Raw genomic sequence first — 19,878 nt, forward strand, 5'->3', positions numbered from 1 at the left:
ATAAGTATTGAAATAATTATTTAAAACGCTATCATAAATACATAGATAGCTAAATTTAATTTATATATAATAGAAAATATAAAAATAATAAATTGTCATTAATATAATTATATGAATAGTGATATAAAGGGTGAGTCGTATGAAAGAAGCAGTATTAGGTATTGATCTTGGAACTAGCGCAGTTAAAATTATTGCGGTAAATCAATCAGGCCATGTGATTACTTCAACAAGTGTGCCTTTAAATTTAATACAATCCCAACCTGGATATAGTGAACAAGATCCAGAGGAATGGTTTAATGCAGTTAAAACAGGCATATATCAGTTAAATCATTCTGATGAAATGAAATTATATAAAGTGAAGGGTATCTCATTCTCAGGGCAAATGCATGGGCTAGTAGCTTTAGATAAAGAAGGTCACCCTGTACGACATGCTATTCTTTGGAATGATACACGTAATTCAGAACAATGTAAGCAAATTAGATCGGTTTATGGAGAGCGATTAAATGGAAATCCGATTCTTGAGGGTTTTACACTTCCTAAGATGATGTGGGTAAGTACTCATGAACCTGAACTATGGAAGAAAGTAGATGTGTTCGTTCTTCCTAAAGATTATGTACGTTATCGTTTAACAGGTAAGATTCACATGGAATATTCTGACGCTGCAAGTACGCTCCTTCTTAATCCAGAAACGCATGATTGGTCAAAAGAAGTTGGAGATACATTTGATATAGGAGATGTTTATCCCTCACTTGTGAAATCCACAGACGAAGTTGGAACTATTCAAGAACCCTTAGTGAGTGAACTGGGTTTTACATCTTCGGTAAAAGTATTTGCTGGGGGTGGAGATAATGCTTGTGGTGCAATTGGTGCAGGTATAATCAATGATAATGATACATTATGTAGTATTGGTACTTCTGGTGTAATCGTAAACGTAGAAAAAAGTAATCAAACGCACTATAAAAATAATATACATTTTTTTGATCATAGTGTTCCAAATACATATTATGCAATGGGAGTAACGCTGGCTGCAGGATATAGTCTTAATTGGTTAAAGAGAACATTTTTTGAGAACGATACGTTTGATGAAATTGTTAAACAAGCGAGTACCTCTTCAATAGGTGCAAATCGTTTATTATTTGCACCTTACCTAGCTGGTGAGCGTACACCACATGGCGATGCATTTATTCGAGGAAGTTTCATTGGCATTAGCGGTAACCATTCTAAATCAGACTTTGCACGAGCGGTACTAGAAGGTATTACCTTTTCTTTATATGATTCAATTCAATTGATGCGAGAAGCGGGAAAAGAAATTACACATATTACTTCAATTGGTGGAGGAGCAAAAAGTGAATTTTGGCTTCAAATGCAAGCTGATATTTTTAATGCATCTATACGTAAATTGAAGCATGAAGAAGGACCAAGTATGGGGGCAGCAATGATTGCGGCGTATGGATTACAATGGTTTGATTCTTTTGATGACTGTGTAGCGCAATTTATAGACGTTGAACATATATATGAACCAAATTTGCAACGACATCAACAATATGAATCTTATTACAATATTTATAAACAAATCTATCAACATACACATCAACTTACAGAAGCATTATTAAAGGTTTAAAGTGTTTAGCACATGATTATTTAGAAAGAAACTCGAAGAATCAGATGATAAAGTAGGGACAGATATCGTTTTTATGTCCCTACTTTTTAATAGTAAATTCCCATTAATATCCCTTATTATAATTAAAATATTATATTTTTTAATAAATATATTGACAAAAACCTAATATAGATATTAAATAATATATATAAATTCCTCATTCCAAATAACATTATCTGTTAAGTATGGAAAGGAGTGATAGTTATGAACAATACTCATTTCATTGATCAACTATCACACGTAAATATGATTGAGACGCTTTATTTAAATTCCAATGATTTAAAACCCTCTATGAATCTTTTCCTAAATTTATTATTTAAACGATTATTACTAGAATACTATGTATACATTCGTACAATTTATAATAAGTATGCATGTTTAGAAACGCCATTTCTATCCTTTCAACTTTTTTTCAATAATTTTCATGAGTTATTTTATATCATGTATACACTCATCGATACGCAAAATATAACAACTTATTCTAACGTTTTAGAATAGTAAAACGATATAGTTAAGTATGTTTGTGTGTATAAGAGATCCACCCCATTAAGAAATAGAGTGAGTAAGAAAACAATAAATAATTGATAAAATTCAATCAAGTGGTGAACATTCATATTACTAAAAGATGTATTATAACTGAGTGTATTTATAAACATCTTTTTCAGTAGAAGTGAGTATATTTCTCGTTTCTACTGTTTTTTTATGAACAAAATTAATATTTTGCGTCTAATTTTTTTTACATGAAAATTAAATTCGTTAAAATACTTAAAATGTGAATTATTTCACAAATAAATTTTAGATTTACTGTATTAGGTGTTGAAAACGTTTTCCAAGGGGTGTACTATGACATTGGCTAGGAAATTAGAGAGAAAGAGGTTATCGGGAAATGAATATTATTTTAGGCGTTGGGACTCTTGTATTAGTATTAATTGTAATGACACTTTTCTTAAACTTTGCACCATATGGGAAACAAGGATTACAAGCACTGTCGGGAGCAGCGTGTGCAACTTTCTTGCCACAGGCATTCTTAAGTTATGCGATAGGTGGCGTTTTCCATATTCACTTCTTCCAAGTGATTGGAGATTTAGCAGGGAGTTTAGCTGGCGTTGCAGTAGGAATTTTGACATGTGTTAATTTAGGTATTTCACCAGTATTTGCAGTTATCGTTGGTTTAGTATTACATGATTTTAAATTATTACCAGCATTTATTGCAGCGTATATTATTTCATTTGGTATTAAATTTATTGAGAAAAAAGTACCAGAAGGTTTAGACTTAATTGCAGTTATTTTAATTGCTCCAGCTGTTGCATTTGGCTTAGCAACAGTCATTAGCCCAGGAGTAATGGCTGTATTGCAACAAATTGGTGGTGCAATTACTGCTGTAGGAGATAGTCATCCATACGCTTTAGCAGTGATACTTGGATTAGTCATTCCAGTTACAGGTATGACACCATTAAGTTCAATGGTACTGACAAGCTTATTAGGTTTAACAGGTGTACCAATGGCAATCGGTGCATTAACTTGTACAGGCGCTTCATTTGTTAACTACGTGATGTTTAGTAGATTAAACATTGGTGGTCCATCTAAAGCATTTGCAGTTTTTGTTGAACCGCTCACTCAAATTGATTTAATTGCTAAATATCCATTACAATTATATGGAACAAATGCCTTGATTGGTGTAGTAAATGCATGTATTGTAACATTTAGTGGACTAGTAATAAATGTAAAAGGTATGGCTACACCAATTGCTGGTGCAATTGTATTGTTTGGCTTTAATACACCTATGAAAGCAGTAATTACAATCATTGCTGTAGCAATTTCAAGTATCATTTTGGCGTTCGTGATCAGTACATTGATTAAAAAATTCAATCTCATGGATTTATCTATCAAATTACCATCTAAACAAAAACAACCTAAGGAGAGTGTTTAAGAATGGCTACTAAAAAAAGTTATGACTATCAAAGTGCGTTTGATATTATTGGACCAGTCATGATGGGACCTTCAAGTTCTCATACAGCTGGAGCAGTAAAAATAGGGAATGCTGCTTTTAATGTACTCGGAGGCATTAAACCAGAAACATTAGCAATTCATTATTATGAATCATTCGCAAAAACACACCAAGGGCATGGTACAGATTTAGCAATTGTAGGTGGTGCAATGGGTTATAGTACGTTCGATAATCGAATTAAAGATTCATTAACTATTGCTAACGATTTAGGTATTCATGTTGACATTATTGAAGAAGATGGAGAAAGTATTGGAGAACATCCAAATTGTGCTTATTTAATTGCTGAAGCAAATGGACGTCATATTGAAGTGATTGGTAATTCTATAGGTGGCGGTACCATTAAATTGAGAAGAATTAGTGTTGAAGGTATAGATGTTAACTTTAATCATGGCTTACCCATTTTAGTCATGGATGGATCTAAAAATAAGTCGGAAGTGAATCATTTCTTAAATGAAGTAAACGAACTTGGCGTAAGTATAGACGAAGAATTGGTTGAAACAGATGATGATAATAGTTTAGTTGTTTTACCGTTAACAAAAGCAATCAAAGAATCAACATTAAATCAAATCAAAGAAAAATATAATCACTTAAATATATCCTATATAAAATAAAGGAGGATTAAAAATGTTCGATTCAATTAGAGAAACTATAGATTATGCTGTTGAAAACAATATGTCATTCGCGGATATTATGATTCAAGAAGAAATGGAATTATCAGGTCAATCACGTGATGAAGTTAGAGATTTAATGAAAGAAAATTTACAAGTCATGCGTGATGCTGTAGTTAAAGGGACTACAGGAGATGGGGTAGAAAGTGTCACAGGTTATACGGGACATGATGCAGCTAAAATCCGTGATTACAACGAGAATTATCATGCTTTATCAGGCCATGAAATGATGGAAGCAGTTAAAGGCGCTGTAGCAACAAATGAAGTCAATGCAGCAATGGGGATTATTTGTGCAACACCGACAGCTGGTTCCTCCGGTACGATTCCGGGCGTATTATTTAAATTAGAAAAAACACATGGTTTAACAGAAGATCAAATGATTGATTTTCTATTTGTTGCATCATTATTTGGACGTGTGGTTGCAAATAATGCGAGTGTTGCTGGAGCAACGGGAGGTTGTCAAGCAGAGGTAGGTTCAGCATCAGCTATGGCAGCAGCAGCTGCAGTATCTGTCTTTGGTGGTGAACCAGAAGCTTCAGGTCATGCGATGGCATTAGCTATTAGTAACTTATTAGGCCTTGTGTGTGACCCAGTGGCTGGACTTGTTGAAATTCCATGCGTCATGCGTAATGCCATTGGTTCAGGAAATGCATTAATTTCAGCTGATTTAGCTTTAGCTGGTGTGAAAAGTAGAATTCCAGTCGATGAAGTCATCGAAGCGATGGACAAAGTAGGGCGAAACTTACCTGCACAACTTAGAGAAACTGGACTAGGTGGTTTAGCAGGTACACCAACAGGAGAAGCCATTAAACAAAAAATCTTTGGTAATGCAGAAGACCCAGTCAATAGTTTTTCATAACATTTAAAATCCTAAACCATTCTTGAATGACAACATATTCAAGAGTGGTTTTTTTACGCCTTAAATTATCAGAAAATTTCAAAAAAGTAATTGCAATATTTCACTTTTGGATATAAAATAACTCAAAAGGGGATGATGATATGCTTAGATTATATCTCTTATTTTTAGCCTTCATCATTAATACAACGTTAACGCGTGTATGGACGATCGAAGGAACTTGGGAGAATCTTTTACTTCAATCAATGTCCATGAGTATAATGTTTGTATTTCTTTTTTACTATGTGTGTTTTATGCTTGAAAATAGAAAACATGAAAAAATAGATAGCCTTAGAGATGAAGAATAAACAAAAAAGTCGAGACAGTTATGTGAATAACAAGATCTCGATTTTTTTATGAGTTATTTATCCGTATTTAAATCATATTGATAGAAAGCTAAATCAAGCCAACGTTCAAATTTATAGCCTACGTTTTCAATCGTACCAGCATGTTTAAAATTGAATTTTTCATGAAGTTTAATACTTGCTTCATTTGATGCATCTATGCCTGCAACTATAGTGCGATACTGGCGGTGTTTAGCATCATCAATTAAATGCTCGAGTAAATGTGATGCCACGCCTCTTCCACGATAGTCTTTATTTACATATATAGAATGCTCAATAGAATATAAATAGGCAGGCCAATTTCTAAATTGACCATACGTGGCAAACCCAGCAACTTTATTATCTATTTCAAATATAAATATAGGTTCGTTTGCAAGCACTTTTGTTTCGAACCATGCTTCTCGTTCAGCAAGACTTTGTGGATTATAAGTATATACAGCAGTTGTATTCAGTATGGCATCATTATAAATATTTAATATATCAGGTAAATCTTTACGTTCTGCTTTTCTAATCATGATAAGCACCTACTTATAGTATTTATTGTTAATTTAAGCACTTGCATGAAGTTAAATCAAATATATGTCATATAATCTAACATTTTATTTAGAAAAATAAATGATATACTATGAATTAAGAATTTTAAAATTAAAGGAGTACTACTTAGTGAAAAATTGGACAAATCGACTCATGACCATTATTGGTGTGATTTTGATATTAGTAGCAGTATATTTATTTGCGAAACCATATATTGATAATTACTTACATGAAAAAGATAATGACGATAAAATAGAACAATATGATAAAAATGATAAAAGCAATACATCAAAAGAAAAACCTACGATTCCAAAAGATAAATCGAAAATGGCAGGGTATATCAGTGTACCCGATGCGGAAATCAAAGAACCTGTTTATCCTGGTCCTGCGACACCTGAACAACTTAATAGAGGTGTAAGTTTTGCAGAAGATGACGAATCACTTGATGATCAAAATATTTCTATTGCAGGACATACATTTACTGATCGTCCACATTACCAATTTACAAATTTAAAAGCAGCAAAAAAAGGCAGCAAAGTTTATTTTAAAGTTGGAGATGAAACTCGAGAATATAAAATGACAAGCATTCGAGATGTAGATCCTGAAGATGTTCAAGTATTGGACGAACATAAAGGGGAAACTAATCAACTGACATTAATAACGTGTGATAATTATAATCAACAAACAGGCGTTTGGGAAAAAAGAAAAATTTTCGTAGCTAAACAAATTAAATAAATATTTTAGTTGACCGTTCATCTTCTCATTGATGAGCGGTTTTTATGCATAAAATTTTATTCTTTGTATGTAATTTCTAAATGTGAATATAGTTTCACTCTTCAAGTACTGACTTCAATCCCAATCATAAGGTGGATATAATGGACGATGAAAAGTATTGTAAGGGGGAAACCACTCATGATTAGAGCCATTGCAGTAGATATGGATGGGACATTTTTAGATACAAATAAAGAATATGACAAAGCGCGCTTTGAGATAATTTATCACGAATTAAAACGAAGACATATTGAATTTATTGCAGCCAGTGGTAATCAATATGCTAAGTTAAAGTCTATTTTTGGAGAGCGAGACATGTACTTCATTTCTGAGAATGGTGCAGTGATTTATCATGGTAATCAATTGTATAATTACCGTAGTTTTGATCAAACCATATATGAAAAAGTAGTGAATTATATTCATCTTGATCAACATATCGACGAATTCATTGTATGTGGACTTAAAAGTGCATATATTTTAAAAGATACGTCAGAAGCCTTTAAAAAAGATGCCCATTTTTATTATCGTCAATTAGAAGAAATAGATACATTTCAACCTTTACCTAATGATGAATATGTGAAGATTGCATTAAATATTAATCGTGAGACACATCCCACTTTGGATACAGATTTAGAAACAAAGTTTAAAGAAGAAATTAAACTGGTTTCAAGTGGCCATGATAGTATTGATATTATTATGCCTAATATGACAAAAGGCCAAGCGTTAAAACGTTTGTTAAAAAAATGGGAAATGTCACCATCTGAATTAATGGCATTCGGTGATGCTAACAATGATAAAGATATGCTAGAATTTGCAGAGCATAGTTATGTTATGGCAAATAGCCATGATCAATCATTATTTGATATTGCAAAATTTATAGCGCCAAGTAATGATGAACAAGGGGTACTTCAAATTATAGAAGAAAAAGTATTAAAGAGTGAGACAGAATAATTCGTCGTCTCATTCAGTAGTCGACTACTAACACATAAAAAAGGCCTAGGACATCATAAGTTGTCCCAGGCCTTTTTATATATTAAATCTTAGTTTAATTGAGTGTCACATTTACCTGTGTTAATGACAGATAATGCAGCATTTAATCCACCTTCAACTAAGTTTCTAACTGCTTCATCTGAGAAGAAAGCAATATGAGGTGTCACTAAGATGTTTTCATTTTCAATTAATTCAAGTAACGTTTTATCTTCAATTTCTTTACCTGTCCAGTCATATGTGAAGTAATCAGCTTCATTTTCATATGTGTCAATGGCAGCACCGTATAAAGTACCATCATTTACAGCATTAATTAAAGCTGGTGTATCAATAACAGCACCACGAGCGGCATTTACTAATACAGCGCCTTTTTTCACTTTGCTAAACATGTCAGCATTGAATAAGTGGAAGCTTTCTTTGTTAGCAGGTACATGTAAAGAAATGATATCAGCATCGGCAATGGCTTCTTCAACTGAATCTTTATATTCTAAGAAATCTAATGAGTTGTTTGGATATGCATCATAGCCTACTACTTTTGCGCCAAAACCAGCATAAATTTTACCAGTTGCAGCACCAATACGGCCTGTACCGATAATTGCAACAGTCATGTTTTTAACAGGTGTAGACATGATAGGTGCAGCCCATTTGAAATTATGTTCTTGAACGCGTTTTTCAATTGCAGGGAATTTACGTACTAATTGTAAAGCGATTGATACTGAGTATTCAGCAATTGTTTCAGGTGAATAACTTGGTACGTTAGAAATTACAATATTGTGTTTTTTTGCAAGATCTAAATCATACATATCAAAACCAGCAGTACGTTGAGCGATTTGTTTAATACCGTATTTTTCAAGTTTAGGATAAACAGAATCTGATAATTTACCGAATTGCATTGTAGTTACGCCATCGAAACCTTCTAATTGATCTACTGTGTCTTCGCTTAAAATTTCTTCAGAAGTAACAACTTCTACATTGTGTTCTTTACCCCAATTTAAAGCGTCTTTTTTTTCGTAATCACGAGTTCCGAAAAACATAATTTTTGTCATTAAAATAACCCCATTTCATTTTGTATAAAAAAGTTAAAATTTAATAAATACGTAAGACTAAAGTTAAAGTAAGAGATTTGGTACAAAATCATTAAATATTATCTCTAACAAAACTTACAACCCTATTATATTGTGAATTAGTTCACAAATCAATTAAAAAGGATTTTTTATTTTGTATAATGTGAAATTATATACATAAAATATCATTTAAAATGAAATATTACAACTTAGAATTAGACAAATCATTTTGAGCTAATTATTTTGGCTAAAATAGTTTGTATTTTATAATTTGAGTAAGATTTTTAATAGAGGAGTGGATGACTATCAATCAGATTCAAAATACCATTATAGATGCGTTTAAATTTAGATTTGCTACTAAGGAATTCGATACAACAAAAAAGATAAGTGATTCTGAATTTAATACAATTCTTGAAGCAGGACGATTATCTCCTAGTTCGTTAGGCCTTGAGCCTTGGAGATTTCTTGTGATTCAAAACGAAACGCTGCGTGAGAAATTAATACCTTATAGTTCTGGTGCACAAAAGCAACTTAAATCTGCCAGTCATTTTGTACTAATTTTAGCTCGTAAGAATGTAACACAGACGTCTGATTATGTACAGTCATTTATTAGAGGGATTAAGCAGTATGAAGAGAGCACCATTCCAATGTTTGAAGATAAAGTACAGGGATTCCAAACACGTTTTCATATTAATGACAACGCTAGAACCATTTTGGATTGGGCGTCTAAACAAACCTACATTGCATTAGGTAATATGATGACAGCAGCTGCATTAATGAATATTGATTCCTGTCCAATGGAAGGTTTCGATTTAGATGGCGTAACTGAGTTATTAGAACATGAAGGAATCATTGATAGTAATCAGTTTGCACCTTCAGTTATGGTAGCTTTTGGTTACAGAAAAGAGAATCCTACAAAACCTAAAACACGTCAACCACAAGAAGATGTAATTGAATGGTTAAATTAAGCATAGTTTTGTAAAAAAAGGGTAAATAATAAATATACAAAACGTATCAATGATGAAGTGAATTTAACATTACTTTATAGAGAGTTACGTTATGATTTATTTATAAACAAAGAAAGAGGGATGAAAACGTATGGCAAAAGTAAATGTTAGAGATTTTTTAGATGAACAATATGATTTATTTATAAATGGCGAATTCCAACCAAGTGAAAGCGGAGAAACACTTACGGTAACTAACCCAGCAAATGGTGAAGAATTAGCTAAAGTTGCTAAAGCAAATGAAAAAGATGTTGATAAAGCAGTGCAATCAGCACATGATGCATTTGATAGCTGGAGTAAAATTTCTAAAGCAGAACGTGCAGATTATTTATTAGAAATTAGTCGTCGTATTGAAGAAAATAAGGAACATCTAGCAACAGTTGAATCACTTCAAAATGGTAAACCTTATCGTGAAACTTCAACGATCGATATTCCTCAAGTAGCTGAACAATTTAAATATTTTGCAGGAGTATTAACGACTGATGAAGGTTCGGTTAATCAAATAGATCATAACACTATGAGTTTAGTTGTAAATGAACCTGTGGGAGTAGTAGGTGCAGTAGTAGCATGGAACTTCCCAATCTTACTTGCATCTTGGAAATTAGGTCCAGCATTAGCAGCAGGTAATACAGTGGTGATTCAACCATCATCTTCTACACCATTAAGCTTAATTGAATTAGCTAAAATTCTTCAAGATGTGTTACCTAAAGGTGTAGTCAACGTCATTACTGGTAAAGGTTCAGAATCAGGTGATGCGATTTTCAAACATGAAGGTGTAAATAAATTATCATTCACTGGTTCAACTGATGTAGGCTATGGTGTTGCTAAAGCAGGTGCTGAACGTATTGTGCCGACTACATTAGAACTTGGCGGTAAAAGTGCTAATATTATCTTTGATGATGCAAATTTAGATCAAGTCATTGAAGGCGTTCAATTAGGTATTCTATTCAACCAAGGTGAGGTATGTAGTGCCGGTTCACGCTTATTAGTACAATCATCTTTATATGATAAATTATTACCAAAATTAAAAGAAGCGTTCGAAAATATTAAAGTAGGTGACCCATTCGCTGAAGATACAAAAATGGGTGCACAGACTGGCCCAGAACAAATTGAAAAAATTGAAAGTTATATTAAATTAGCAGAAGAAGATGACAAAGCAAATATTTTAACGGGTGGACATCGTATTACTGATAATGGTTTAGATAAAGGCTACTTCTTCGAACCAACAATCATTGAACTTTCAGATAATAGTCATAAATTAGCACAAGAAGAGATTTTTGGACCTGTTGTTGTAGTCGAAAAATTCGAAGATGAAGAAGAAGCAATTAACATTGCTAATGATTCAGAATATGGTTTAGCTGGTGGTGTCTTCACTACAAACTTACTTCGTGCATTAAATGTTGCAAAAGCAATTCGTACTGGACGTATTTGGGTTAATACGTATAATCAAATTCCAGCTGGTGCGCCATTTGGTGGTTATAAAAAATCTGGTATCGGCCGTGAAGTTTATAAAGATGCAATTAAAAACTATCAACAAGTTAAAAACATCTTTATTGATACAAGTAATGAAACAAAAGGCTTATACTAATTAAAGTATAATTAAATAGTTTAATAAATGTTTTGAAATGTCGACAAAGGTGTATACTTTGTCGGCATTTTTTTATGAAGTATGATTAAGAAATAGAAAAGTATGACGGATTTTATTTTGAAGTTGTATAGTCCTCTTGGTAACCCCAATTCAACTTATATGAAGGCTTTCTGATGAAAATCTAAATATTAAGATCTTCAAACTGAAATCAAAATTTAATATAAATTGTATTTTCAATTTAAATATTGGTGGTTAATATATTATAAATACGTCTTTATATTTTAAGTTTGATAAAGTTTAAATACATTATATATTTTGAAAAGGAAAAATGATGAAACGTTTAAAATTTTTAGTTATTTATTTAGTTATTACAATTATAGTAAGTGGTTGTTCAAACATTGACAATGTAAAGCATCCTAAAGAAGCATATACACCTAAGTCATTAACTGTTGGGTTTATCCCATCTCAAAATGCTCAAATTCTTAACGCTAAAGTAAAACCTTTGCAACAATTATTATCTGATGAGCTGGAGGTTCCTGTAAAAGTACATATAGCAACAAATTATAATACAATGATAGAAGGATTGAAATCGAAAAAAATCGATATTGCTTTTATTTCTCCTGTTTCTTACACATTAGCTCATGATGCTCATGCAGCAGATGTATTGTTAAAGTCAAAAGGGTACCTAGTAGATAATAAAGGGAATCAAACACATCACCTTGTAGATTACTATCGATCTCAAATTGTGGTTCGTAAAGATAGTAATATTAATCATTTAAAAGATTTGAAAGATAAGAAGATAGCATTGCAAGATGTGGAATCAACGTCAGGATATATTTATCCTTTAGCAACATTAATGGAAAAAGGAATAAAAAAGTCTGATATTCAAATTCAACAAGTGAAAGGTCATGATCAGGGATTAATTGCATTATTAAATCATGATGTAGAAGCTGTTGCTACATATCAAGATGCTCGGGCAGATTTAAAAAAAGATGATCCCGATATTTATCAAGAAACTAAAGTGATTTATCGTACAAAGAAAATTCCTAATGATACCATTTCAGTACGTAATGACATGAGTAACAAATGGAAAAATAAAATTAGTCAAGCATTCATTAATATAAGTCATACAAAAAAAGGTAAACAGATTATTAGTGATATTTATGGTCATCAAGGTTATGAAAAAGCAAAAGATAGTGACTTTGATACTGTAAGAAAATATCGAGATTTCGTAGATTAAAAAAGGTTGGATGATTGTCATCCAACCTTTTTTTAATCAGGAACCACACTCACATCTCCATGAATAGTCATACTAAACCTTTCAGGTGATGTTAAATTCGTTTCTTTAGCGTGAGGTTGATAGATATCAATATGTGTTAATCCATAAGTGTTCTTATTGTCTGGATTCACTTGATTAGATTGCCATGTATTCACAGCAATGTGATGATGATAGTGTTGTGTAGAAATAAATAAACTTTGAGGGAGATTTGAAATATGTTCAAAACCAAGTTGATCAATATAGAATTGACGAGCCTCTACCAAATTATGTGTTTTTAAATGGAGATGTCCTAGTTTTCCATCTGATGGAAAACCTTGCCAACCATTTTCAGTACGATGTGAAATTAAATCTTGTGCATCAACTTCAAGAGTATCCATTTTAATAAAGCCATTCTCCCATTCCCAACCACTAGAAGGGCGATCTTGATAGACTTCAATACCATTACCTTCTGGGTCATTGAAATATAGTGCTTCACTTACTAAATGGTCACCGCCACCAACAGGCTGATTTAAACTACTCATATGATATAGGAAGTTAGCTAAATCTTGTCGTGAAGGTAATAAATAAGCGATATGAAAAAGGCCAGCTTCTCTAAATTCAGGATGACGTCCATGATCTAAAAGATGAAGCGTTAACGTGTGACCATGTTCTCCAACATTAAAAATAGTTTGTGTGTCAGTTTTCTTTTTAATAGAAAAACCGAGTACTTCAGAATAAAAGTGATTCATTTTGTTTAAATCTTTAACATTTAAAGTGACGTTCGTCACTTGCATTGCTTCTTTTGAATGAAATGTAGTCATGTATCATAGCCTCTCTTTTTTATACTAAGTATATTAAATACACTAGAATAGTTACTAAGAGACAAGATAAATAACTTGATTAAAAAATCCTCTAGAGAATCATTCTCTAGAGGATGATATTTTACTTTTATCCTAAATAAACATCTTGGTAACTATCATTTTTTTCTAATACATCTTTTGCAAATGGACAAGAAGCGATAATTTTTAAGTTATTTTGACGAGCATGTTCTACAACTGCATCAACTAATTTAGTTCCTAAACCTTGACCACCTAATTCATCAGATACACCAGTGTGATCGATTTCAATTTCATTGTTATCAACTTGTTTGTAAGTGATTTCTGCTTTAGGATTATTTTCGTCTTCACCTACATAAAATTTATTGTTACCTTGTTTAATTTCTTCAGCCATATTACTTCACTCCTTATATAATGTCTTAGTATTATTTATCACATTTCCGCTAAATTAAAACATTACATAAATAAAATTTAGAATATAAAAATTATAAAAAATTTAAATACAAAGTCATTGCTTTTTTATAAAAGAACAGATATAGTTGAGAACGAAATTATTACGTTTTGGAGGGGTTTGTGTGAAGAAGATGATCGCAATCATCAGTTTAATGTGTTTGTGCCTCATATTATCTGCTTGTAGTACAAATCGCGATATCACTCACAAACATAAAAAGGTAACAACTGAGAATAAATTGAAAATTTATACTACGGTTTTTGCGTTTGAAAGCTTTACAAAACAAATTGGTGGTAAATATGTGGATGTAGATACGATTTATCCACCGGGTGCTGATATGCATACATATGAACCTAGTCAACGCGATATGATTAATATTGCAAAGAGTGATTTATTTGTTTATTCAAGTGATCATCTTGATCCAGTAGCGGCTAAAATCACAAAATCAATGAATAATAATGATATGAAATTGGCGGTTGCAAATAGTTTAAATAAACAAATCCTTTTGAATGAAGACGATGATCACGATGAACATGGACATCATCATGAAGCAACATCATATGATCCTCATGTTTGGCTTGATCCAATACTAGATCAACAATTCGCAAAGAAAATTAAAGATGATTTAGTTCACAAAGATCCTACACATCGTATATATTATGAGCATAACTATAAACAATTAGTTGAAGATTTAAAACAAATTGACCATACATTATCTAATATAACGACGCGTCCTAAACGAGATAAAGTAATTATTTCTCATGATTCATTAGGATATTTAGCGCGACGTTATCACTTCGAACAAAAAGGGGTTAGTGGTATGAATAATAAAGAGCCAAGTCAGAAAGACATCTTAGCGCTCATTAATCAAATAAAAGACACACATGAACCGTATATTTTATATGAACAAAATATTTCTTCAAAAATAACCGATGTGATTCGTCAAGAGACACAAACACAACCTGTAAATTTTAATAATTTAGCAGTATTGTCTCAATCTCAATCAGAAGACCAAACACTCACGTTTCAATCTATTATGAAAAAAAATATTCAAGCCCTTGATAAAGCATTAAATAAATAAAAAGAGAGCAAAAAAGAATGTAACGCCATTCTTTCTTGCTCTCTTTTTTTATTTTTAATTTACCATCTAATATAACTTACAGTTGTATTGTAATATTCTTCAAAACCATGAATACCATCTGCACCACCAAGGCCAGATTCTCTCCAACCTGCGTGATAACCATTGACTGCTTCTTCTGCCTCACAATTCGCATACACTTCTCCAAATTTTAAACGTTCAGTAGCTGTCATAATTTCTTTTAAGTTTTCAGAGAAAATATAAGATGATAGACCAGCGTTAGTATCATTTGCCATATCAATAACGTCATCAAAGTTTGTATACGTAGTTATAGCAAGAACAGGACCAAAAATTTCTTCTTTAAAAGCACTATCAGTCGTTTTTACATGATCTAAAATAGTAGGAGCGTAGAAGAATCCTTCACGGTCTAATTTATAACCACCTAACACTAAATCTGCTCCATTTTTTACTGCTTCTTGAACTTTATCATCAATACTATCTAATTGTTTTTGATTAATGATTGCACCATAGTCAGTGTTTTCATCATATGGATCTCCAACTTGAAGCGCATCCATTTTATCTTTCACTTTGTTAATAAAGTCATCATGTACATCTTCATGAACAAAGATACGTTCTGGACATGTACATACTTGACCAGCGTTATTAATACGTGCAGTAACGATATAATCAACAGCTTTATCTAAGTCAGCGTGTTGTGTGACAAGAACAGGCGCATTTCCACCTAGTTCTAAGTTAAGTTTTTTAATGCTGTCAGCTGCGTTTTTGAATACAGCTTTACCTGCTCCCATACTACCTGTTAATGAAACAAGTTGAATATCTTTATGAGTTGCCAATTGTGTTCCAACTGTTTCGCCAGTACCTGGAACGATTTGAATAAGACCAGCTGGAATAGTTGAATCACGGAAAAGTTCAGCGATTTTTAATGTTAATAATGTTGTTTCTTCACTTGGTTTGATAACGACAGAACAACCCGTTACAATAGCTGGAATCACTTTACGCATAAGCACTAAAATTGGAGCATTCCAAGGTACAATACCAGCCGTCACACCGATAGGTTTTTTTGTCAGTTGAATGGTTTCGTTTACTATACTATTTTGTAATACTTCACCTTTGTTACTCATCCTTAAACTTGCCATATAATCAATGAATTCTATTGATTTATCAATTTCACCTTTAGCTTGTACTATTGTTTTACCTTGTTCTTTAACGTATAAATGAGCAATGTCATCTTTATGTTGTTCAAGTAAAGGAATTAATAATTTTACATGCTCAGCACGTGTAGGAGCTGGTACTTTTTCCCATTCAAGTTGAGCGTGTTTAGATTTTTCAATTGCGTCGTTTACCTCTTCTTCAGTAGCGAATGTAATCGTATCGATTGTTTCTCCCGTAGCAGGGTTAATCACGTCCATTGTTTCGTTTGACTTACTTTCTACAAATTCATTATTAATAAATAGTTGATTCGTCATTAACGACACCTCCATACCTATTATTCCCGTAAAGTATTAAATTTAATCTATAAAAAAAGAAGATTCAAAAGGAGATTAATGTTCTCCCTTTGAACCTTCTTTTTTTGAATATTTAAAATGTCTAACCCCTTTATATAAAATAGGAATGAGTAGAATAAAGCCAAATAACCCCATAATTGGAAATACTTTGCCAATGAGTGAAATAAAGCCGATAAATGTACAAATGAACGTCACGATTGTCATGACGATAATAAGTACAAAATATTGTTTTGAAAACGGTGTTGTGAAACGAGAGGCGAATGCGTACATTAAGCCTACAATAGTATTATAAATCACTAGAATCATAATAATAGACATGATAGTTCCCAAAATAGGTGAGATATGTCGTGCCAGTAATAAGGTTGGAAGCGCTACGGATTTAATATCATTAAATTTTGTCATTAAGCCTAAATTAATCATTAAAAGTAAAAATGTAATAATGACGCCACCAATTAATCCGCCCCAAATAGAAGCACGTTGGTCATGTAAACGTCCCCCCATGACACTTAGAAAACTGAAGGCAGCAGCAATTTGTAAACTGGCATAATTGATGCCATCAAACCACCATCCAAGTGAAATAGATGATTTATGCTGTGCATATTGATTTGCACTTTCAAAGTCAAGATGGCCAGTTGCAAGATAATATATCGCAATAATTGTGACGACGATAACTAAGAAAGGTGTAACGATACCTAATACTGCAATTAAACGATCAAATTTTAAAAATAATGTAACTAAAATCAGACCGACGAGAATAAGTGAACTAAGCCAATAAGGTAAATGAAAACTTTCTTGAATTGTAGATGCCCCGCCCGCGCTCATAATAATAGCGAGTGAAAACAAAAATAATGTTAGGACAATATCAAATACTCGAGCAATCATAGGGTGCAAATAATAATGAATGGATTCTGAATGATTATGTGATTTTATGTTGTAACCAGTATTTAAGACAAACATACCGCCTAGTGTGATGATTAATCCTGTAATCATAATCCCTAAGACACTGAATTGACCGTTACTTGTGAAAAATTGGAATATTTCTTGACCTGTAGCAAAACCAGCACCAACGACAACGCCTACAAAGGCAAATGCTACGATCATCGACTCTTTTAAAACTTTCATTTTTAAAAATCCTTTCTAAATCAAACACATGAGAATATATTAATCTATTTTAAAGGACATTTTGTTAAAAATAAATATTAAAGTTTACTTGTAATGAACATTGTATTTCTCAAAAATACATTAGAAAGAATTTGTATAAATTTTAAGTTATATGGGGTATATAATAGTTTATAGTTCTTATATAAATGTTGTTTAAAAAATGTAATTAATATACTATACATTATTCAGTAAAGTTTGATAGGATATTGCAATATATTCAATTTAAATAAGGAAGGTGTAGATATGTTATTTGATTTACCTGTAATGCTAATTATTGTATTATTTCTTGCATTAGGTATCTTCAGTCAATGGTTAGCAAATCGAATTAAATGGCCTTCGATTGTAGTAATGTCGATTGTTGGTTTATTAGTGGGACCCATATTAGGACTAGCAAATCCTGAGCATACGCTAGGTTCAGAGATATTTAGTCCAATTGTATCTCTTGCGGTAGCAATCATATTATTTGAAGGAAGTAGTAATTTAGATTTTAGAGAATTAAAAGGCATTTCTAAGGCGGTTATACGTATTATTACGATAGGCGCCACAATTGCATGGATTCTTGGAGCCATTGCCTTACATAAAATTTTAGGTTTTCCTATTTCTATCGCTATTGTTATGGGAGGATTACTTCTTATTACTGGACCAACAGTGATTCAGCCACTGTTAAAACAAGCCAAAGTTAGAAACAGTGTAGATACTGTTTTACGTTGGGAAAGTATTATACTTGATCCACTTGGTCCAATACTAGCATTAGCTGCATTTTATGTGTATCAAATCATTGGACAAGGTTTTGGTTTCCAATTACTCTTTATATTTATTTTTAAAATGTTGATTGTAGCATTAATTGGCTTTGGTGCTTCATTCTTCTTCAATTGGCTCATCCAACGCGATGTCATACCACAAAATTTAATGCCTTCCATTCAGTTGGTGTTTATATTGCTCGTGTTTAGCATCTGTGACCAAATTCTCGATGAATCTGGTTTACTGGCAGTAACCATTTTTGGATTAATGATGGCACGTTATAAACGACATGATTTAATTTATAAAGAGTCAGATCATTTTATTGAAAATATGTCGTCCATTCTAGTTTCAACGGTGTTTATTTTAATAACATCATCATTAACACCATCTGTATTGATGAATGTATTATCATGGAAGCTTGTAATTTTCTCACTTGTCATGATTGTGTTAGTACGTCCCATTGCTGTTTTATTATCTACTATTGGTACTGAAATCACTAAAAAAGAGCGTGCGCTTGTAGCCATGATGGCACCAAGAGGGATTGTCGTATTAACTGTAGCACAATTTTTCGGTGGATTATTCTTAAATGATAATATGAAAATGGCATCTTATATTACACCGGTAACATTTGGTTTAGTATTTATTACCGTAGTCATATATGGTTTTAGCTTTACACCAATAAGTAAAATGCTTGGTTTAGCAAGTACTGAACCTCCAGGTGTCATTTTAGTAGGTGAGAGCGAATTCTCTTATCACTTAGGTAGACAGTTACAATCGCATGGTATTCCAGTGATGGTGTTTAACTTGTTTAGTAACACTTCTGATAAAGCTGAAGAACTCGGCTTTGAAATTTTTAAAGGAAATTTATTATCAAGTAGTGATCGTATGTATGCAGACTTAATTCGCTATAACAAATGCTTATTAATGACCAAATCATTTATTTTTAATAGTCTTGCATTTAATGAGTTAGTTCCAGAATTTGGATTAAATAATGTAAATATGATGCCAGTATCCTTTACAGATGATCAAGCACGTAATAATTTAAATGGACCGCTTCGTAATCATATTTTATTCGATGAAAAGCATAGTCCAAGATGGTTTGACAATGTGATTACGAATCAAAATATTGTCGAAGTTCCAGCCTCTTCATATCATGATATTACAGATAAAGATATGATTATTTATCACATTAATGACGATAAAGAAGCGACATTCCATAGGAGTACAAAATCAATGGATGAGTACGACAATGGAACTTATGGTATTTTAAGAAACGTATATAAATAATAAAATTGCCCGGCGAC

General features: G+C 32.3%; 18 protein-coding genes. 12 read left to right on the forward strand and 6 right to left on the reverse strand.

Annotation, left to right across the window (positions count from 1 at the left end; all coding sequences use genetic code 11):
• The first annotated feature begins 139 nt into the window (after positions 1-139).
• The 5 genes from xylB (at position 140) to sdaAA (ending at position 5,195) form a co-directional block, all read left to right on the forward strand.
• Positions 140-1,621 carry a xylulokinase gene (xylB, locus tag MHI13_RS01910; protein ID WP_048762243.1) on the forward strand — a complete coding sequence of 494 codons (1,482 nt, stop codon included), beginning with the start codon at positions 140-142 and terminating at the stop codon, positions 1,619-1,621.
• A 243-nt stretch (positions 1,622-1,864) separates the two neighbouring features.
• Positions 1,865-2,158 (forward strand): hypothetical protein, encoded by a 294-nt coding sequence (locus MHI13_RS01915; RefSeq protein ID WP_019835131.1) that lies wholly within the window; start codon positions 1,865-1,867, stop codon positions 2,156-2,158.
• 388 nt (positions 2,159-2,546) lie between these two features.
• Entirely contained in the window at positions 2,547-3,590 is a 1,044-nt protein-coding gene (locus tag MHI13_RS01920; protein ID WP_017175056.1) for a PTS sugar transporter subunit IIC, read from the forward strand.
• A 2-nt stretch (positions 3,591-3,592) separates the two neighbouring features.
• Complete coding sequence (locus MHI13_RS01925) at positions 3,593-4,279, forward strand: serine dehydratase beta chain (RefSeq protein WP_017175055.1); 687 nt, start codon at positions 3,593-3,595, stop codon at positions 4,277-4,279.
• Positions 4,280-4,292: 13 nt separating this feature from the next.
• Positions 4,293-5,195, forward strand: coding sequence for an L-serine ammonia-lyase, iron-sulfur-dependent, subunit alpha (gene sdaAA / locus MHI13_RS01930; protein WP_019835129.1), 903 nt, complete (start codon positions 4,293-4,295; stop codon positions 5,193-5,195).
• Between the two features lie 397 nt (positions 5,196-5,592).
• On the opposite strand, the gene MHI13_RS01940 is transcribed toward sdaAA, so the two are convergent.
• Positions 5,593-6,090: a GNAT family N-acetyltransferase gene (locus MHI13_RS01940; RefSeq protein ID WP_017175052.1), complete on the reverse strand. Its 498-nt coding sequence runs from the start codon at positions 6,088-6,090 to the stop codon at positions 5,593-5,595.
• A gap of 148 nt (positions 6,091-6,238) precedes the next feature.
• Here MHI13_RS01940 and srtA point away from each other — a divergent pair, with 148 nt between their 5' ends.
• Entirely contained in the window at positions 6,239-6,844 is a 606-nt protein-coding gene (gene srtA / locus MHI13_RS01945; protein WP_017175051.1) for a class A sortase SrtA, read from the forward strand.
• Between the two features lie 177 nt (positions 6,845-7,021).
• The gene (locus tag MHI13_RS01950; protein WP_049419625.1) at positions 7,022-7,831 is read left to right on the forward strand and encodes a Cof-type HAD-IIB family hydrolase; all 810 of its coding nucleotides are present in this window, start codon (positions 7,022-7,024) and stop codon (positions 7,829-7,831) included.
• An 89-nt stretch (positions 7,832-7,920) separates the two neighbouring features.
• Here MHI13_RS01950 and MHI13_RS01955 read toward each other — a convergent pair whose 3' ends face one another.
• Positions 7,921-8,913, reverse strand: coding sequence for a D-lactate dehydrogenase (locus MHI13_RS01955; protein WP_017175049.1), 993 nt, complete (start codon positions 8,911-8,913; stop codon positions 7,921-7,923).
• A gap of 317 nt (positions 8,914-9,230) precedes the next feature.
• On the opposite strand from MHI13_RS01955, the gene MHI13_RS01960 reads away from it, so the two are divergent.
• The 3 genes from MHI13_RS01960 (at position 9,231) to MHI13_RS01970 (ending at position 12,763) form a co-directional block, all read left to right on the forward strand.
• Positions 9,231-9,899 carry an NAD(P)H-dependent oxidoreductase gene (locus MHI13_RS01960; protein WP_079335305.1) on the forward strand — a complete coding sequence of 223 codons (669 nt, stop codon included), beginning with the start codon at positions 9,231-9,233 and terminating at the stop codon, positions 9,897-9,899.
• Between the two features lie 130 nt (positions 9,900-10,029).
• Entirely contained in the window at positions 10,030-11,523 is a 1,494-nt protein-coding gene (locus MHI13_RS01965) for an aldehyde dehydrogenase family protein (RefSeq protein ID WP_017175047.1), read from the forward strand.
• A 331-nt stretch (positions 11,524-11,854) separates the two neighbouring features.
• Positions 11,855-12,763 (forward strand): phosphate/phosphite/phosphonate ABC transporter substrate-binding protein, encoded by a 909-nt coding sequence (locus MHI13_RS01970; protein ID WP_049416339.1) that lies wholly within the window; start codon positions 11,855-11,857, stop codon positions 12,761-12,763.
• Positions 12,764-12,795: 32 nt separating this feature from the next.
• Here MHI13_RS01970 and MHI13_RS01975 read toward each other — a convergent pair whose 3' ends face one another.
• Complete coding sequence (locus MHI13_RS01975; RefSeq protein WP_145423064.1) at positions 12,796-13,602, reverse strand: VOC family protein; 807 nt, start codon at positions 13,600-13,602, stop codon at positions 12,796-12,798.
• A 127-nt stretch (positions 13,603-13,729) separates the two neighbouring features.
• A complete protein-coding gene (locus MHI13_RS01980) occupies positions 13,730-14,011 on the reverse strand; it encodes a GNAT family N-acetyltransferase (RefSeq protein WP_002448625.1) in 282 nt (93 codons plus the stop codon).
• A 181-nt stretch (positions 14,012-14,192) separates the two neighbouring features.
• Here MHI13_RS01980 and MHI13_RS01985 point away from each other — a divergent pair, with 181 nt between their 5' ends.
• A complete protein-coding gene (locus MHI13_RS01985) occupies positions 14,193-15,149 on the forward strand; it encodes a metal ABC transporter solute-binding protein, Zn/Mn family (protein ID WP_049379280.1) in 957 nt (318 codons plus the stop codon).
• A gap of 59 nt (positions 15,150-15,208) precedes the next feature.
• On the opposite strand, the gene aldA is transcribed toward MHI13_RS01985, so the two are convergent.
• A complete protein-coding gene (aldA, locus tag MHI13_RS01990) occupies positions 15,209-16,633 on the reverse strand; it encodes an aldehyde dehydrogenase (RefSeq protein WP_340760983.1) in 1,425 nt (474 codons plus the stop codon).
• Between the two features lie 75 nt (positions 16,634-16,708).
• On the reverse strand, positions 16,709-17,794 hold the full coding sequence (locus MHI13_RS01995) for a YkvI family membrane protein (RefSeq protein WP_002448392.1): 1,086 nt from the start codon (positions 17,792-17,794) through the stop codon (positions 16,709-16,711).
• 282 nt (positions 17,795-18,076) lie between these two features.
• On the opposite strand from MHI13_RS01995, the gene MHI13_RS02000 reads away from it, so the two are divergent.
• Positions 18,077-19,861 (forward strand): cation:proton antiporter, encoded by a 1,785-nt coding sequence (locus tag MHI13_RS02000; protein WP_002448595.1) that lies wholly within the window; start codon positions 18,077-18,079, stop codon positions 19,859-19,861.
• The last annotated feature ends 17 nt before the right edge of the window (positions 19,862-19,878 follow it).

The organism is Staphylococcus sp. FSL K6-0223 (assembly GCF_038008285.1).

Bases quoted from the DNA above. Each gene is read 5' to 3' on its own strand.
- xylB (WP_048762243.1), top strand. From the start codon at position 140: ATGAAAGAAGCAGTATTAGGTATTGATCTTGGAACTAGCGCAGTTAAA.
- MHI13_RS01915 (WP_019835131.1), top strand. From the start codon at position 1,865: ATGAACAATACTCATTTCATTGATCAACTATCACACGTAAATATGATT.
- MHI13_RS01920 (WP_017175056.1), top strand. From the start codon at position 2,547: ATGAATATTATTTTAGGCGTTGGGACTCTTGTATTAGTATTAATTGTA.
- MHI13_RS01925 (WP_017175055.1), top strand. From the start codon at position 3,593: ATGGCTACTAAAAAAAGTTATGACTATCAAAGTGCGTTTGATATTATT.
- sdaAA (WP_019835129.1), top strand. From the start codon at position 4,293: ATGTTCGATTCAATTAGAGAAACTATAGATTATGCTGTTGAAAACAAT.
- MHI13_RS01940 (WP_017175052.1), bottom strand. From the start codon at position 6,090: ATGATTAGAAAAGCAGAACGTAAAGATTTACCTGATATATTAAATATT.
- MHI13_RS01950 (WP_049419625.1), top strand. From the start codon at position 7,022: ATGATTAGAGCCATTGCAGTAGATATGGATGGGACATTTTTAGATACA.
- MHI13_RS01955 (WP_017175049.1), bottom strand. From the start codon at position 8,913: ATGACAAAAATTATGTTTTTCGGAACTCGTGATTACGAAAAAAAAGAC.
- MHI13_RS01960 (WP_079335305.1), top strand. From the start codon at position 9,231: ATGACTATCAATCAGATTCAAAATACCATTATAGATGCGTTTAAATTT.
- MHI13_RS01965 (WP_017175047.1), top strand. From the start codon at position 10,030: ATGGCAAAAGTAAATGTTAGAGATTTTTTAGATGAACAATATGATTTA.
- MHI13_RS01970 (WP_049416339.1), top strand. From the start codon at position 11,855: ATGAAACGTTTAAAATTTTTAGTTATTTATTTAGTTATTACAATTATA.
- MHI13_RS01975 (WP_145423064.1), bottom strand. From the start codon at position 13,602: ATGACTACATTTCATTCAAAAGAAGCAATGCAAGTGACGAACGTCACT.
- MHI13_RS01980 (WP_002448625.1), bottom strand. From the start codon at position 14,011: ATGGCTGAAGAAATTAAACAAGGTAACAATAAATTTTATGTAGGTGAA.
- aldA (WP_340760983.1), bottom strand. From the start codon at position 16,633: ATGACGAATCAACTATTTATTAATAATGAATTTGTAGAAAGTAAGTCA.
- MHI13_RS01995 (WP_002448392.1), bottom strand. From the start codon at position 17,794: ATGAAAGTTTTAAAAGAGTCGATGATCGTAGCATTTGCCTTTGTAGGC.
- MHI13_RS02000 (WP_002448595.1), top strand. From the start codon at position 18,077: ATGTTATTTGATTTACCTGTAATGCTAATTATTGTATTATTTCTTGCA.